General features: G+C 36.5%; 14 protein-coding genes and 1 pseudogene. 1 reads left to right on the plus strand and 14 read right to left on the minus strand.

The features are described 5' to 3' along the window. Positions 1 to 561: 561 nt before the first annotated feature. The 8 genes and pseudogenes from ACFFIX_RS14620 to pucL form a co-directional block, all read right to left on the minus strand. Entirely contained in the window at positions 562 to 1,317 is a 756-nt protein-coding gene (locus ACFFIX_RS14620) for an IclR family transcriptional regulator (protein WP_378935198.1), read from the minus strand. 1,025 nt (positions 1,318 to 2,342) lie between these two features. Next, complete coding sequence (locus ACFFIX_RS14625) at positions 2,343 to 2,567, minus strand: hypothetical protein (protein ID WP_378935200.1); 225 nt, start codon at positions 2,565 to 2,567, stop codon at positions 2,343 to 2,345. 116 nt (positions 2,568 to 2,683) lie between these two features. Beyond that, positions 2,684 to 2,848 (minus strand): hypothetical protein, encoded by a 165-nt coding sequence (locus tag ACFFIX_RS14630; RefSeq protein ID WP_378935202.1) that lies wholly within the window; start codon positions 2,846 to 2,848, stop codon positions 2,684 to 2,686. A gap of 108 nt (positions 2,849 to 2,956) precedes the next feature. After that, positions 2,957 to 4,282, minus strand: a complete 1,326-nt coding sequence (locus ACFFIX_RS14635) for a nucleobase:cation symporter-2 family protein (protein WP_378935204.1) — start codon at positions 4,280 to 4,282, stop codon at positions 2,957 to 2,959. 562 nt (positions 4,283 to 4,844) lie between these two features. Next, positions 4,845 to 6,302, minus strand: coding sequence for a catalase (locus tag ACFFIX_RS14640; RefSeq protein WP_378935206.1), 1,458 nt, complete (start codon positions 6,300 to 6,302; stop codon positions 4,845 to 4,847). 42 nt (positions 6,303 to 6,344) lie between these two features. Beyond that, on the minus strand, positions 6,345 to 7,670 hold the full coding sequence (gene hemA / locus ACFFIX_RS14645) for a glutamyl-tRNA reductase (protein ID WP_378935207.1): 1,326 nt from the start codon (positions 7,668 to 7,670) through the stop codon (positions 6,345 to 6,347). Between the two features lie 102 nt (positions 7,671 to 7,772). Beyond that, positions 7,773 to 8,132, minus strand: a complete 360-nt coding sequence (uraH, locus tag ACFFIX_RS14650) for a hydroxyisourate hydrolase (protein ID WP_378935209.1) — start codon at positions 8,130 to 8,132, stop codon at positions 7,773 to 7,775. Next, positions 8,129 to 9,601 (minus strand): annotated as a pseudogene (gene pucL / locus ACFFIX_RS14655) (factor-independent urate hydroxylase). The gene uraH and the pseudogene pucL overlap by 4 nt, the downstream one beginning before the upstream one ends. 254 nt (positions 9,602 to 9,855) lie before the next feature. On the opposite strand from pucL, the gene ACFFIX_RS14660 reads away from it, so the two are divergent. Further along, positions 9,856 to 11,076, plus strand: a complete 1,221-nt coding sequence (locus ACFFIX_RS14660) for a PucR family transcriptional regulator (RefSeq protein WP_378935211.1) — start codon at positions 9,856 to 9,858, stop codon at positions 11,074 to 11,076. A gap of 131 nt (positions 11,077 to 11,207) precedes the next feature. Here the strand turns inward: ACFFIX_RS14660 and ACFFIX_RS14665 are convergent, their stop codons facing one another. The 6 genes from ACFFIX_RS14665 to ACFFIX_RS14690 form a co-directional block, all read right to left on the minus strand. After that, the gene (locus ACFFIX_RS14665; protein ID WP_378935213.1) at positions 11,208 to 12,410 is read right to left on the minus strand and encodes a PucR family transcriptional regulator; all 1,203 of its coding nucleotides are present in this window, start codon (positions 12,408 to 12,410) and stop codon (positions 11,208 to 11,210) included. A gap of 336 nt (positions 12,411 to 12,746) precedes the next feature. Next, positions 12,747 to 13,730 carry a quinone oxidoreductase family protein gene (locus ACFFIX_RS14670; RefSeq protein ID WP_378935215.1) on the minus strand — a complete coding sequence of 328 codons (984 nt, stop codon included), beginning with the start codon at positions 13,728 to 13,730 and terminating at the stop codon, positions 12,747 to 12,749. A 124-nt stretch (positions 13,731 to 13,854) separates the two neighbouring features. Beyond that, positions 13,855 to 14,466, minus strand: a complete 612-nt coding sequence (locus tag ACFFIX_RS14675) for a flavin reductase family protein (protein ID WP_378935216.1) — start codon at positions 14,464 to 14,466, stop codon at positions 13,855 to 13,857. Positions 14,467 to 14,551: 85 nt separating this feature from the next. Beyond that, positions 14,552 to 15,637 (minus strand): tartrate dehydrogenase, encoded by a 1,086-nt coding sequence (locus tag ACFFIX_RS14680; RefSeq protein WP_378935218.1) that lies wholly within the window; start codon positions 15,635 to 15,637, stop codon positions 14,552 to 14,554. Positions 15,638 to 15,803: 166 nt separating this feature from the next. Further along, entirely contained in the window at positions 15,804 to 16,550 is a 747-nt protein-coding gene (locus tag ACFFIX_RS14685; protein ID WP_378935220.1) for a sulfite exporter TauE/SafE family protein, read from the minus strand. A gap of 179 nt (positions 16,551 to 16,729) precedes the next feature. Beyond that, complete coding sequence (locus ACFFIX_RS14690) at positions 16,730 to 17,380, minus strand: malonate decarboxylase holo-ACP synthase (RefSeq protein ID WP_378935222.1); 651 nt, start codon at positions 17,378 to 17,380, stop codon at positions 16,730 to 16,732. Position 17,381 lies beyond the last annotated feature (1 nt).

A 17,381-nucleotide genomic window follows, 5' to 3' on the forward strand; every position in this document is an offset into this window, starting at 1 on the left:
TCATAGTAAAGAGTTAGTAATAGTTCTGTTGCAGAAAGTGATCCTCCTGGATGACCACTTCCAGCATGATTGGTCATTTTAACTATGTGACGGCGAATTGTTTTGGTTAGATCATTATAAAATGCGCTTTTCTCTATCGAAAAAACCACTTTTATTCCTCCTTTTGTTTCGTAATAAGCAACGTCGTTTCTTTTTTTAATTAAAAAAATAAAGCGATTTGTTGCTTATTGACTAACTGTGTTCCTTATTTCGATATTATCATCGTTTTCTTAATATTTCAAGTATTTTTTTATTATTAAATTTTTCATAAAAATTGGTCGAAGATCAAAAGCTTAGAGCACTATCAAATAAGAGACTCTCGAGCTTTTTTGACGTTGGAAAGTGTAGAAAAAAGTGCGAATTTCACCGAATAATCGATAAGTTGAAAATTCCGAAGATAAATTAGTTGTTTTCGTAGATACAAAATATCTGAGATAAATCTTTAAATTTCGAAGATAACTCACCTATAATTTACTGCATTTAAAAAAGAACTGGTTTAATACCAATTCTTTTTTATATCATTTAATTGTCTGTGTAACCAAGCCGCTTGGAAATCTTTTTACCTATATCCACTATAATTGGTTTAATTTCAGCCAATCTTTCTTCAGTCATTCGGGTACTTGCTCCTGAAATACTGACAGCAGCAGTAATTTTCTTCCGATTATCAAAAATTGGTGCTGCAATACAGGTGATTCCAGGTTCATTTTCTTCAATTTCTGTACCAAAGCCTTCGTTCCTTATTTTTCCCAATTCTTTAAAAATAGATTCTTTATCTGTAATCGTTTGTTCAGTATGTTTTGATAAACCATACTTGTCAATTATATCTAAAATCTCATTTAACGGCAGATGTGCTAAAATAACCTTCCCAACACTTGAACAATGCATCGGGGCCCTTCTTCCTACTTGTGAATGTGTTCTAAGGGTTTCACTTCCCTCAAGTTTTTCAATATAGATTACCTCTCCTTGATCATATACGACCAAGTGGATCACTTCTTTAGTATATGATTCTAACTCTTCCAAAAAAGGTTTAGCTTGAGTTCTCAAGTCAATAGATTCAAGTAGCATCGAACTTAATTCTAAGTATTTATAGCCTAATCTATATTTTTTAGTTTCAGGATTTTGTTCAATGAATCCATGTTCTACAAGAGTACTTAATAATCTGAATATAGAGCTTTTATTTAAATCTAGGTTGGAGGCCAGCTCAGTAACACCCACCCCTTCTTTACGCTTACTTACTAATGAAATAATTCTTAACGCTCTATCTACTGACTTAACCATTTATATTAACCTCCGATTAAAGCCTAAATTACTTATCCTGTTTCTTTATCTTACCACAAGAGCAATAACGTCCTTATTTATACTAAAATGACCAACTGTAATCTTTTTAATTTCTTCATTTTATCAGAAAAAACGTTGCGTAGGAAGCAATAATGTTTTATCAAACTACCGCACTCAGTATTTTTAAATAGAATTTTACCATAAAGTCGCAACTATTCAAATATTTTAAAATTCCTTTTTGACTTAATTATTTGATTTGAAAGTAATTACTAGAGACATAACACCATTCAAAATTTATATTTTCTGATAAAACGAAAAGAAGGTATGACGCCATTACGAGCACCTAAGTGCCCTTATAGGTCAACCTTCTTTTGACGGGTTTCTTCTATTAAATAGTGATCTATTTAGAGTCTTTTTCATATTCCTTAACCAACTTATAAAAAGTCGTCTTTTTAACGCCTAATTCCGCCATGGCTTTAACTGCTTTCATTTCTCATGCTTTCCAAAAATCATAAACTTCTTTAAACTCTTCCGTAAAATCTTTTCCACTTTGTTTGTCAAAAAGATGTCTCAGACTCAAGGCACCAGGGAGTATGGATTAAAGCAAGTAAGCGGCCTTAATCCGAAATTAGAAAAGGAAAAGCTTTCTGAGTTTTGCCCGCTCTATCATGTTCGTACTGATTTTCGCAACCCTTCTCTTGCACGGTACAATGGATGAAGATGTCCCATATGAATAATCGCTTAAACAATCAGTCCCTTATCTCTAACTTATAGATTTGATTGCATCAACAAGTTTACAATTATTTCTCAAATATCGTACCCTTTTTGAATCTTGAAATGCAAACTTCATCAGAAGAATATATGCAATACCTGCCACAACAACGCCGATAATCCATGCCAGTTCCACTTTATCACGGTTTAATATTGATAGATTTTATAAGCTTAAATCAAACAAGAATATCCCAAAATATATTATTAAAATAAGAATAAGAAAAACCGGGCAAATGCCTCCCGGTCCTTTTTGTCTAGCGAATGTCCGATAGTTTGTACTCTATGCCATGTACTCCCTTGTAATATTCTGGATACATTTGTTCTCCGCATTTTTCACATGAGAACATCGGAGGAGTCGTCGGATCTCCACCATTCATTAAGTCAAAATCTTTTACTACATTTAAAGGGATCTCTTCTTTTTCATGACACGCTAAACAAACATAGCTGACTTTAATCCCTTTATTAATGTCAAAAAACAACTGTCCTCTAACAAATGTTCTTGTGACTCGACAGTTAATTGTTCGCCCTAAGTAAGCGATAGTATAGATTCTCTTCGGCCACTGTATAGGATTGACTTGGATCTACGATAATGATATCAGCATCTTTCAAAACCTCTATTTACCTTTCGTCTAAAATTAAAATGTTCTGCGGGTTTTGTAGCAATTGCAGAAATCTTTCCTTCTTTCACAGCTATATCAACTTGTTTTACTTCATCATAGAAGTCAACATTACCGTTTTTGATTATTAAATCATATTTCATGAATTTAAATCCTCCTCTTTGTTCACACATTGTTAGCAGATTGATAGAAAAAGGATAAATGATAAAATAACCCCTACAAACCAAGAAATATTAATACCCCAGATACATTTACGCCCCTAGTTCAATATCCGGTTCAATAACATCTTGATCATGTACTTCTTCCTCTCCTTTTCCGTTAAGTAAAAGATTTAAAACGAACAACACGAGGGTTCCCATAACGACCCCATTACCTACAAGCAATCTTGCCGTGTCCGGGAATAATACAAATGCGTCCGGAACGCCTTTTATTGCTAGGGCAGTACCAATTCCTACTGCAATTATCAATTGATTAGTAGGTTTATTCAAATCCGATTTACTAATAATTTTTAATGAGGCTGCAATTAACATTCCAAACATAGGAATCATCGCCCCCCCAAGAACTGGTGCTGGAATCATCGTAGTGACAGCCGCCACTTTTGGCACTAATCCTAAAATAATTAATATAAAACCCCCAGTTGCTACAACATATATACTAGTTACTCTTGTTAAGAAAACTAGACCTACATTTTGTGAAAAGGTTGAATGATTAAAAGAGTTGAAGATTCCGCTGAAAACTGCAGCAAACCCCTCTGCACGAAGTCCTTTTTTGACTTCATGCTCTCCAATTTTCTTTTCACAAACTTCTCCAAGTGCCAAGAAAACCCCTACACTTTCGATTGCAATAATAAGAGCAATAATTGTCATGGTAATAATAGAAGAGAGTTGAAAGGTCGGAACGCCGAAATAAAACGGTACAATCGGTGTAAACCAGTCGGATTGCCCCAATATTGAGCCATCCACTTTCCCCATGAAATAGGCGACAATGGAACCTGCTAACATGGCTATCAGAATTGATACCGCTTTCATAAATCCTTTGAAGAATGTATTTAGGACTAAGAAAAGTATTAATGTGAAAGCTGCTAAAGATAAATTAGAGAAAGAACCGAAGCTTTCCGATCCTGCACCACCAGCTGCGTTTCTCATAGCTACTGGCATCAGTGAAACCCCGATGATAAAAACAATAGATCCAGTTACGATATGTGGGAAGTAGGGTAGAATCTTACCTATTAACTGGGATGAAAGGGCAACAACTATACCAGACACAATAACTGCACCAAATACTCCCTGGATACTATGAATTTGCCCAATCGCAATAATAGGCTCAACAACTATAAATGAAACAGCCATCATTGCAGGCAATCTAATACCTACTCCTTTAAAACCAATAACCTGAATTATCGTCGCAACTCCACAAGCAAACAAATCAAAAGAGATTAAATAAACGAGTTGTTGTTGAGTTAAACCAATTGCAGGTGCAATGATTAAAGGTACCGCAACCGCTCCACCATACATAACACACACATGTTGTAGCCCTAACAAAATTAATTTCCAAATACTTAATTTTTCATCCTTCACATAAACCCTCCTAAATAAATTCCCTTTTCACTTCTCTTTTTTGTTTTATCTGCTAACTCTTAAATTCTAGTACTCTTTAAAAAATCGCAAATCAACGATCAAGTACCGGCAGATCTCTCTTTTATCCCTTTACATTAACAGGTGATTAACCTATCAACCGATTCCTCTCTTTCCATTCACACAGCCCTCTACATCAAATTAAAAGATGATATGGTTTCTGGTGAATCATGGGATGTAATATGTTTAGGGTTCAAAGTTACTTATTGAGATTTTTTATCTAGTCTAAGGTATATTTTTTGCTTCATATTAAGAAACTTTGTTTGGTGCTTTTTTACAATCTTATTAAAGTGCCAGACTGTGCGCTCTTTAGTATACTCAGAATATTCAGATATTTATTGTTCTGTACCACCTTATTTGTGAACCTTTAGTAGAAAAGATCATCTTTTTGATGATCCTTTCGCTCTGATATTGAACTTACATTTTAGAATAAAATGAGAATTGAGCTAAATTTCCGAATTAAGATAGTTTCAACTATCCGTGTCTCTCCTATTATATGTTCCCCCTAAGACGGAACATTAGCTAAGAATGAACGAATATCAACTTTCAAAGCTTCTGCTAGACGTTTGCCAAGTTCGGTATCGGCTCTAAAGAAATTACAAATAACAAGTAATTTTGTCTTTTCCTCGACTCCCTCGAGATCTCCAGATAGATTATTGATTAAGTTATCTTGCTCGGGTTTTGAAAATGTTCGGTAACGTTCTCCTGCCTGTTGAAAATCGTTTGATTTCTCAATTTTTTCACGGCTAACATACCCTTCAATCTTAGTTTCACTTTCTTTATAAATTGGGTTATCTACAGGCTCATCTTCATAACGGTTTGGTTGATAGTTAATCGTTGATACTTGTTGTCTAGTTTGCATAGAACCATCTCGTTGGTTGTTCCTAACAGTCGCATATGGGCAATTAACAGGTATTTGTAAATAGTTTGGCCCTAAGCGATACCGTTGTGTATCCGGGTATGAAAATAATCGTCCTTGTAATAGTTTGTCCTCCGATGGCTCAATTCCGGGTACTGTGGCACTCGGGGAAAACGCAGACTGTTCTACCTCAGCAAAGAAATTATCTGGGTTTCGATTTAGCTCCATAGTTCCCACTTCTAGTAGTGGAAAATCGTCTTCTGGCCAGAGCTTCGTTGGATCTAATGGATCAAAAGCAAGTGAGTCTGTTTCATCAATCTGCATAATTTGGACAAATAAATCCCATTTTGGATAATTACCTTTTTCGATATTGTCAAAAAGGTCCTTTGTTGCATGGCTAAAATCTTTCCCTTGTACTTCTGTCACTTCTTCTGCTGAGAAGTTTCGAACCCCTTGAAGTGGTTTCCAATGATATTTCACATAAACGACTCTACCTTGCGCATTAATCCATTTAAATGTATGAACCCCAAACCCTTCCATTTGTCGGTAATTCGCTGGTGTTCCATAATCTGAGAATACCCAAGTTAACATGTGAGTGGATTCTGGAGTTAACGACATGAAATCCCAATAACGATCAGGCGTTTGAATATTTGTGTTTGGTGCTGGTTTCAAAGAATGGACCATGTCCGGGAATTTTAATGCATCTCTTATGAAAAAAACAGGAAGATGATTCCCAACGATATCATAGTTTCCTTCCTCCGTGTAAAACTTAACAGCAAATCCCCTAGGGTCCCTGGCAGTCTCAGGTGATCCTTGGCCATGAATTACTGTAGAAAAGCGTACAAACACCGGTGTCTCTGTTTCTTTTTTCTGAAGGAATGCTGCCTGTGTATGGGTTTTCATGCTCTTTTTTGTAACAAACGTTCCATAAGCCCCTGCACCTCTAGCGTGAACGACTCGCTCAGGAATACGCTCACGATCGAAGTGAGCTAACTTTTCAAGTAAATGATAGTCTTCGAGAACAGTAGGACCTCCTCTCCCAGCAGTTCTAGAGTTTTGATTGTTTCCGACAGGAACTCCTTGGTTTGTAGTTAAATGACTCAAAGATTAAAACCTCCTCTTTCTTTTTAATTAATATATGAGTAGCTAAAGAGCCATTTCCTCATGTTGATACGCTTCTTTTATTTGCCCTATTATTTCCTCTTCTAAAGCAAATATTTTTATAAAAAGCTCTAAAATATCTTCCCTATCCTTTTGATTGCTGTGTGCTACCAATCCCTTTATTTCTTTAAGAGGGCCATGAATCATTTGATTTACGATTGATTTCGTGTGTTTACGGATGGTCTTTAGTTCTCTTTCACTAAGACTCGGTAATTTATTTTCGATACTCCTTAATGCCTCTTCTTGTATCGTAAATGATTTTGAGTGTAATGCGGTTATTAATGGAACTACCTCTAGAGAGTTCAACCAGGTTTTAAACAACACTACTTCTCCATCGATCATTTGTTCAATTTTTTCCGCTTCTTGGGCTCGTTTTTTAAGGTTAAATTTTACAATTCCATTCAAATCATCAATATTGTATAAGATGACATTGTCCAACCTATTAATATCAGGATCAAGACTTCTAGGCACTGCAATATCAACCATATATAAAGGGCGATGGCTTCTCTCTTTTAGGACCAACTGAAGGTCTTGACTGTTAATAATATAGTTCTCTGCACGTATTGTACTAAAAACAATATCAGCCTTTTTGATCGCTAGTGAAAGATCCTCAATCGCTAAAGCCTTAACCTTGAGTCGGTCTGCCAAACGCTTTGCTCTCTCATAAGTGCGATTAACAACCGTGATATTGCTAATTTTGTATACATCCAAAAGCTTTGCCGTTAGTTCACCCATTTTCCCTGCCCCAAGGATAACAACTGATTTATTGTCAAAATCTTCAAAAGTCTGCTTGATCAACTCTATTGCAGCATAACCTACAGAAACAGCATTCTTCCCTATACTTGTATTTGTATGAACACCTTTGGCAAATGTAATAGATTGTTTAAATAATCTATTAAATATCTTACCTGTTGCCTTAAGGTTTTGACTTTGGAAGAAAGAGCTTTTTACTTGTCCTAATATTTGTGTTTCTCCCAAAATCATCGAATCTAACCCACTAGCAACACGGAATAAATGATTCACAGCATCCTGCTTTTCTTTACTATATAAAGACTTTTCTAATTCTACTTTGCTTATATTAAACCAAGTAGATAAAAAGCTTTTAATATAATGTTTTCCTGTGTGTAAATTGTCTACTACAGCATAGATTTCAGTACGATTGCACGTTTCTACTATTACACATTCTTGAACACTCTTAGTTTTGTGCAACGTCTGAATCGCTATTGTTTTATTTTCTTCATTAAATGTAAAGCATTCCCGAACTTTCACTGGAGCTGTATTATAATTAATCCCTATTACGATGATGTTCACGACGATCAGCCCCGCTTATAGGTGAATCTAAAATAAAAGAGAGAGCTTTCGTACGGGCAGTTCCTCACTTTTAATTAGATTCACAATTAGTTGTTTTCAAGACTAACTTCCCCGATAAGTACTATATCCTCCAGGGGCCATTAATAGAGGTATATGGTAATGTGCTTTATTATCATTAATCCCAAACCGTATTGGAACTAGATCTAAAAATGGTTTTTCCAAAATTTCAAGATTTTTTGTCTGAAAATAATCTCCCACATAAAACAGTAGTTCATATTCTCCTATTTTTAAATCTTCTCCTTCAAGAAGAGGTGTTTCAACCCGGCCATCGTGATTAGTGTAAACAGTTTTAACAAGATTACGATTATTCTCACTTCCCAAGTGCCATAGCTCTATTTTTAATTCCTTCGCGGGTAAACCTTTAGATAGATCTAAAGCATGTGTTGTTAAGCGCCCATTCATGATTGAGAGTAGGCAGATTCAGGAGTTGACAGCTCCAATTCAAGATCTTCACGTGTTACAACGAACCCTTGGAATCCATATGGAGGACGTGGTTCAGTAAATACGCTACCTTCAGAGTTTGGAATTGTTTCCACCACCGTATCCCAAGTTCGGTTATTTGTTTCAAATTGAATTTCAGCCAACTGTGGGAACCGCTCAAGTACTCTTAAACCAATGTGATAGATTAATTGTTGAATCGACCGGTTTTCCAGTTGATGGAAAACAACTTGAGAAATATCACGGACTTGTTCTGCAGCTACATAACGTTCTGGATCTGTTCCAAGAGCATCAACTCCATTTGAATACTTCCAATTAATATTTAGATAGATAAATAAAGGACGATCGAAAGCTTCTGGTAAAGTTGTATATTCATCTTTAATAAAACCATAGAATGAACTTCCACTCACCTTAATTAAATGTACTTCAGCAACCCCGCTGGTTTGCTCGACAATTTTACTACCCTTTTCTGTTCGCTCTACCTCTACAGTTGTTGTTGCAAATTCGTTTCGAGAACGACGGTAAACAATGTCACTGTTCTCTAATCCAGTTTTTGAAGGTACTAGGACAGTATCAAAAGGAACTTCATTTGCAGTAATTCTCACAGCATCTAAATGAGGATATTTATCAAGAAAGCGCTCACAAACAAATGTTGTAAAACCTTCCATTGTTGAACCATCATATTGTGCCGCTTGTCGTTGGATAAAGTTTTTCATTGAATCTGTAGCTACTATCAGACTATTATCACCTTCTGTGAAAGAAGACAAAAACGCATCACCTTTAAGTGCTATTTGAGCATTTAAGCCAAAGATAACGTTAGTTCTGCCAGTAAAGTTTGACTCTGGAATAACTTTAACACCTGTTAAAGGTTTGGTGAAAGTACGAAAAACGAATACATCACCTTTACCATAATACATAGTCCTTTTTTTAACATTCTGATTATTCAACAAATAACTCCTCCTTTATACTTTAATAAAATCTTCCAGACGAAAGCGTGCAATCCGGTAAATTTGAGTTAGTGCCTCTTTTAATTCCAGATTTGTAGATAAAGACAAACGAGTATTTATAGATTCTCGTATTGACTCTTTTGTGTGGCCTTTTACAGCTAGAATAAATGGAAAATCAAACTTTTTTTTATACATTTCATTTAATTCTAAAAAATCATTGAATTCCTCTTGAGACAGGGAAGTAAGTCCAGCTCCAGCTTGTTCTTTTACAGAAGCGTCTGCCATTTTAACACGTGATGCTAAATCAGGATGGGCTCTAAGTAAGGAGAGCTTTTCTTCTGTTGTGGCTTGTTGTACAACACTTGACATACTCCAGTGCAAATGAGTAAGAGAACAATACGGGAGACAAAACCAAGCGCGTTCAGCAACCCATGGAGAGTGTTCAAAAATCCATCCAAGTTCCTCCGTAAAAGTCGCCTGGTCCATTTTATTTAATTCATGAATTTGTATAGTAAATACCTCCTTTCTTTTTTACCTACGGATAGTCTAGCCATAACCTTTTCTTAGATATTCTTTGATGATTACTATCATTTTATAACGAGAGGTTTTGTTAGTCATTAGACAAATAAGACAATACGTTCAACAAATAATTGTGCTTGGAGCACAATCGAAAGATATCAATAGTTTTGTCAACCTTGTTGACTATCTATAAAAAAGTATTCAATAATGAAAGAGAGTTGATGATAAAAGCAGAAAAGGTGATTATTTTGGGATTAACACTAACTAAAGCCCTAACTATTCCACCGTTAGACCGTTGTACAGTAGTTGCAGGAGTTCGTGGGCTCTCACGTCAAATTAGTTCGGTTAACAGCTATGATGCTCCAGATGTGCTAACCTGGTTAAAACCAGGGGATTTTGTGTTAACAACAGGATATATTTTTAACGATAAGTCGGAGTTAATTGCACTCGTAGATTCATTAGCGAAACGTAAATGTAGTGGATTAGCTATAAAGATATCAAGATTACCTAAAGCAATGCTAGAGGCTGCCAATAAGTTAGATTTACCAATAATCGAAATACCCGATGACTTATCCATTTCCGATTTGCTTGTTCCGATTTTAAGACAAGTTTTAATCGATCAGGGACAACAACACGAACTAGATAAAAAGAATGCTTTTCTTAAGAGATTAATAAACAGGGAGATGAAGAGCGAAGGGGCTATTTTTGCGGAAGGCGGAGTTTTGGGGTTGTTGCCAGCAGAAGGTTACCTTTGCTTGTGTATTACCCCCTCAACCTTAGGTAATTACTCAATGACCAACTTTGCTCGTCTTTTGAAGAAGATTGAAGTTACTGGAAGAAATATCGGTGTACATCTTTTTTCCGGTGAATTTGAAAATAAGCTTCTTGTCATCTTGCAATCTGCTGATGGAAAACATATCTCTCAAACGTGTCATACAGCTTCTGAGATTGCAGATATGCTCATTAATAGTTTGAATGATGAAGTTTTGGGGTTTCACTTACAAGTGGGGATTGGCACTTATCAAACTACGATTGTCCAACTTTTCCGGAGTTTACAGGAAGCATACCAAGCATTACAGGTTGGAAATAGACTAGCACCAAAACAAAATGTTTTTGATTACTCGACCTTACAGACTTATACAGTTCTTCAACATACACCCTTAGATATTTCAAAAAATTTCGTAAAAAGCGTATTAGGTCCTTTAATAGAATATGATAAAAAAACTAACTCTGAGTTAGTAAACACACTAGAAGTATATCTAGAATGCTGTCTTAGTCCAACTGATACAGCCAGAAGATTAGGTATCCATCGAAATACAGTCCATTTTCGAATAACTCGTATTAAAGAATTATTGAATATAGATCTAGACAATGGAAAAGTTCTATTTCAACTTGACCTTGCCATTCGTATGAACTATCTTTTACACACTTCACCAAAATAAACGTCTATTTTAGACTAGAATAATGTAAACACGACAAACAATCTATCTTATTCACCTGCAAGACACACCTTAGCTCTACCTTATATTGAGCTAAGGAATTAAGTATTTTTAACCTGTATAAATTATACTACCTAAGCTTCACCTAACAATCCAGCAACTCTTACCCCTAACTGCACTCTAAACAATGCGTCTCCATTCTTCAAATCAATCCTTAATAACTCTTCAATACGAGCAATACGAAATTTCACAGTATTCCTATGTAAATAAAGACTACGAGACGTTTCCTCGATTTTCCCTCTATTATTCAAAAATACTTTTAATGTTCTAAGGTATTCTGTATCATTTTCTCGATCGTGTCTTATAAGAGGTTCTAAAGTTGAGCCGTAATAGCTATTTAACATGATATCTGGTAGTTGTTGTAGTAAAATATCAGGTTCGAGTTCCGTGTATTCATAAACCTTTTCTACTTCTTTAGATCTTATTTGTAAACCCAACTGAAAAGCTCCCTTTGCTTCCTTAAAGCTTGAATATATATCTAATACGTCTTGCCTACCATTACCTATCCCCACTGCTATTGTTTCATTTGGAAATAAGTGTGTAAATTTATTTACTAACAGAGTGGCAGCTTCCTTGACTACAGATCTTAGTTGAGTCGGACATTTGCAGTTTAGAGGTTGAGCTATAATAATATAATCATCGAGTTTAACGACGAGCATTTTTATATTGATTTTAGCCTCCACCTCACTGACTAGCCTTATAAACTCAGCCGAAGAAATTGATGAAGGTTTGGAACCATTTTGTACTACACTATATAAAATATTAAAATGATTAAATAGGAACATTCCGTATTCCTGTAGCTGATTTACAATTGTATCTCGATTGGAGTGTTCTCCTATAAAAAGTTTGGTAAAAAAATCATTCTTTCTATTTTGTTCGTTAAGAAGGTTTTCCTTATAAAAAATTTCGCGTGAATATAGGATAAGTAAGTCTGACAAGGCTATATCATATGGAATCTCGAGGATTGGAAAATTCAATCGATTTGCTTCCTGAAGCATGGCTTCCGGAGTGGAAGACAAAAATCTTTTTACTTTTATTGCTAGACCCGCGCACCCACGTTTAGCCAATTCTTGAATCAGCTTTATCTGAGTATCTGTATCATCCTTAAAGACGTAACCTGTTGTAAGTAATAGGTCTCCTTTCTTTAACAATGTGGTATCAGGAGTATCCATAATACTAACAGATCGAATAATTCGATTTAACCCTTGCTTCCCTGCTACTAATTGACAACTTTCTATCATTTGAATATGCAAAGCTTTCGACACAGTAAAATGCATAATCAAGCCCCATCTCCAAAAATCTCTCTATTAAATCACGGGTAAACATTTTAGAGATGCTTATAAACCGTACTCAGCCCTCCATTTTTCTACTAAAAATATATGAAGAAAATATGTATATCACCAACAAGATATCTCAATAAATATTATAATGCTAACATTCAGAAAATAATATATAAAAAGGTATTTTCTAATCCTAGGCTACTATGTCCAAACAGCAAACAATACATTTCCCATAATTAATGAAAAAAGGATAATCCTAATTCATACAATATATATTTGCCAACTGGCATTTTCAAGTAGTATAGAACCAGTGTTACAATTGTTGGAGCATTCCTAGAGTCTGAGATCCAACAAAACTTTTCCAGTGCTCTGTCTGCTTTCCACCCACTCATGTGCTTTTGCGGCCTCTTCAAGGGAAAAGCGCTTTCCGATTTTCATGTTCAATTTCCCATCTGCTAAATATTGAAGCACATGTTTTGATGCATCGCGTAAGAGGTGTGGTCGTTTATCTCTAGTCGTCCCTAGACTAAACCCGAGAACTGATCGACAGCTTGAATGCAAATCGGTTGTTTTTAATTGCCCTGCAACTCCACCTGAGATACCGAAGTTAACTAATCGACCGTACCTTGCTAGACAAGTCAAACTTTTTTCTGACACCCATCCAGAGATCGAGTCTAAAATCACATCAGCTCCTTGCCCATTCGTTAATTCATTTACCTTTTCAGCAAAGTCTTCTTTCTCATAACAAATGACATGGTCTGCGCCCGCTTCCTGTGCTGCCGCAATTTTATGTTCATTTCCTACGGTTCCGATAATTCGGCCTGCACCTAATATTTTGGCCAATTGGATCGCCGTCGTTCCGATTCCACCAGCTGCAGCATGAATGAGTACCGTTTCGCCAGGCTCCATTCTTGCTACATCAGCTAGTAGCTTATAGGAGGTAAATGAAACAATTGGAAAGGCAGCCGCTATGTCAAAGTCCACGTTGTCGGGAAGCAAAAAAGTAAGTTCTTCATTAGCAACGACATATTCCGAATAGGATCCATTATTAGGAAAAGTGATGACCCGTTGTCCAACTTTCAAATGTTGAACGTCCGAACCTACCTCCTCAATTGTACCTGCTGCATCCAATCCTGGAATAAACGGAGGTTGTCCGGCACCATGATGTTTTCCGTATCTTGATTTAATATCGGCAAAATTAACACTAGTCGCGGCAACTCGAATTAATACTTGTTTTGATTGTATGGAAGGTTTATCAATGTCCATATATTTTAGTACTTCAGGTCCGCCAAATTCGGTAACAACCATTGCTTTCATTAAAAGTTTCCTCCTGGTCATTTAATATTGTAGGCTTTCTTTTATCTTAGTTTCACAAATCGATATAGGCTCAACATATTAGCGAATTTACAAAAAAATAACAATACTTAAAAATTTCTTCCTCTTACTTTGGCCTTTTTATCGAAAAAACTTCTCCTATCTTTGCATAATCATGACCAGCTAATCGACTGACTGCTCCCAGCTTTTCTTGATTGATTCTTCCTTTTTCGTATAAGTCCTTTTGAAGGTGATACTGAACGACCCTGCATATGAACAGTTCACATGCAGGTGCTTCATCATGTCCCCCTAATTCCAGGTACTTCTCTACTATGCATTCCATTCGAATTTTTGCTTCTTTAATTCCTGGAACGGAAATTTTCACACTCTCTATCGGTGTTAAATCTGCTATCTCTATTTCACTCTCGCTCGACGGGAAATTGCCTGACGTGACATTAATTTTTTCAACATTCGTTTCATCTGTAATATGAACGACTAATTCCCCATTCCTGATGATATTTCTTGAAGTATCCTTTCTGTTTCCATCCTTCCTTTGAATGGAAACAGAAATTAAAGGTGGATTGGATGACACAATATTAAAATAGCTAAATGGTGCTCCGTTTAATACACCCTCCTCGGAGAGAGATGTGATAAACGCGATCGGTCGTGGAATAATACTACCTGTCAAAATTTTATAATTATCTTTTTCGGCTAAGGACGAAGGATTAATTGAAAGCACAGATTTCCCTCCCATCTTTCATATTTCTAGTCTAATCGTTCATTGTCCATTAAAAAAAGTTGGTTAATTATCGATATCCTACTAACTAAGATGTTATTTGGAAAGAAACCTCAATTTTCTGAACAACTGCATCCCCAACTTCTTGAGTGCTTGCGGTCCCTCCCATATCTGGCGTCAGCACTGTCCCTTCCGACATTACTTGTTCCATTGCACTTAACAATCTTTTCCCCCAATCTTCTTGATTGAAGAAGTCTAACATTTGACTCGCTGACCATATGGATGCCAATGGGTTGGCAATTCCTTTCCCTGCAATATCTGGGGCAGATCCATGAATAGGTTCAAACATGGATGGGTACTCCCGTTCTGGATTTATATTTGCACCTGCTGCAAGGCCTAATCCCCCTGCTATAGCTGCTCCCAAATCGGTAATAATATCTCCAAATAAATTCGAAGTCACAACCACTTCAAAACGCCATGGCTGTTTCACAAAGAACATGGCAGCAGCATCAACTAAATAGGAGTAAGTTTTCACATCTGGATATTCCTTTGCTACTTCTTCAAACACTTGGTCCCAAAAGACCATGGAGTAATTCAATGCGTTTCCTTTACTAATGCTCGTTAGGGATCTTCCTTGTTTTCTTGCTTCTTCAAAAGCATAGCGAATAATCCGTTCAGTTCCAACACGAGAAAATATACCGGTTTGCAAAGCCACTTCATGAGGTTGTCCTTTAAATAACCATTCTCCAGCCCCTGCATATTCTCCTTCACTATTTTCACGGATAACCAGCATATTTATTTGCTCACGCGTCACATCCTTTAGCGGACATGGCGCCCCTTCCAATAATGTAATTGGGCGAATGTTCACATACTGATTAAACCCTTTACGAATCTTTAATAACAGATCCCACAACGAAATGTGATCAGGCACCCCAGGATACCCGACAGCACCCAAGTAAATGGCATCGAAAGACTGAAGTTGCTCGAGTCCATCATCAGCCATCATCTTCCCATGCTTTAAATAATATTCGCATCCCCATGGGAATTGGGTGAATTCAAACTCAAAAGACCCATCTAATTGTGCTACTTTATTCAAGATTTTTATTCCTTCATCCAATACCTCTGGGCCTATTCCATCTCCGGCAATAACCGCGACTTTATATTGTTTTTTCATCGTTTAATCTCCTATTCTAGGTAAAATTATTTGCCAAGTAAACCTATTCGTAATAGTACCAATGTCGTTGTCTTACATATCAGCATTCTATAGAAAAAACATTTAAAGGAAGATATTGAAAAAAGTGCAATCTTGTAAACAACTGTAAATAAACTCTTACTCTATTTTAAATAAGTAGCAGAATGACACCCCCGACTGCCGGGGTTAGAATTATTGAAGTTTTTAAGACCGTTTTTGGTGCTAGATTTGTAAATTTTGCTCCTATATAAGCTCCACACATGGTGCCGATTAAAACTTGTGCTAATAAAGAAAAATTAATTAATCCTTCAGAGTAATAGCCAATTCCTCCTCCGACAGCAGTGGGTATGATTATCAGCATCGTTGTTCCCACTGACTGACGAACTGTAAGCTTAAACAAAACCAACAGTCCAATTTGTATAAAAGGTGCTGATCCAATACCAAATGTCCCGGATAATACCCCAGTTACTATTCCTAATAAAGTAGCTTTAATCCAGGTCAAAAAATAGTTATCATTCATTTCTTGACTAGGAGCATTTTTTATAAAAAATAAGTTTAATAGGAGTAAAAGTGAGGATAATAATAACATACCCCCTGTCATCAAATTTAAAGAATGAGCAGGAATCAGTGTGATAATTTTAGCTCCAATATAGGAACCAATTGCCGCAAATACTCCTACAATCAAACCAATTTTTATATGTGTATTTCCTTCTCGATAATGACTATATGCACCTGACATGCTTGTAAATGCCATTCCTGCGAGAGATGTACCTAGAGCGATATGGATAGGAACATGAAAAGTTGTGGTTAATATAGCTATAACAAAACCAGCTCCTCCAGCTCCAATGAAACCAAAGAGTGTCCCAAGAATAAACATAGTTATAACAATAAGCATTATGCATTTATACCCATTTTTTTGGCAAGATAAGTTTCTAATCCACCTGCTGATACCATAAGCTTTTCCCCCTATATACTTTCTTGGATGGGCAATTCTCCATGATGGCATGTTAATAATGCCTTTCTCTCTCGTACTAAGACACTTAATTTATGGTTCTAAGCCTCTAACAAGCAGATCTATGAATCAACGGAAAGACAGAAAGATTTGACTTTCTGTCTTTCCATTGTCCTGCCGTTCTCAAGTGTACTAATTTTCATTAACATGGGGCCATCCATTGTTCGAAGCAGTACCGTCTTTCCTCCCAAAGTAGCATATTCACTTAATGAAAATGCCCCTTCCATCGCTTCCATCTGAACGTCAACACGAACCTGGATTTTTTTCAATTCCGCTTCTATTTCTCTGGCAAACCTAGTCGTGAACCCTTCTGAAAAGCGAATAACAATATCAATATCACTTGTCTTCGTAGTCGTCTCTTTTCCACTTACCAGCTCAAAACCAACACTTCCCACCGGTCCCCACGTGAGTGAATGTAGATTCATTAACTTACTGACCCGCTCCAGACAACAAAAAATTTCTTTAGAATGCTCGTTCCAATTCCTTTCTTGCGCTAGCTGTTCGGGCGTAATCCGTCGCACAATATGATCCACCGACAAGAAGGCAGCAAACCGTTCATTTCTCATCGAACCGCGCACACCAACCGACACAAGTCCTTCACTTGCACGGGCACGCCTCACCACTACAAAAGGTGCTTTAGCGATCGACTTTTCCACCCATTCTGGAAATGATGAATAGCAGATCAAATCCCCTATACCTTCAACTTCTAGCAAA

Source organism: Metabacillus herbersteinensis (genome assembly GCF_042433335.1).
Classification (GTDB): domain Bacteria; phylum Bacillota; class Bacilli; order Bacillales; family Bacillaceae; genus Metabacillus; species Metabacillus herbersteinensis.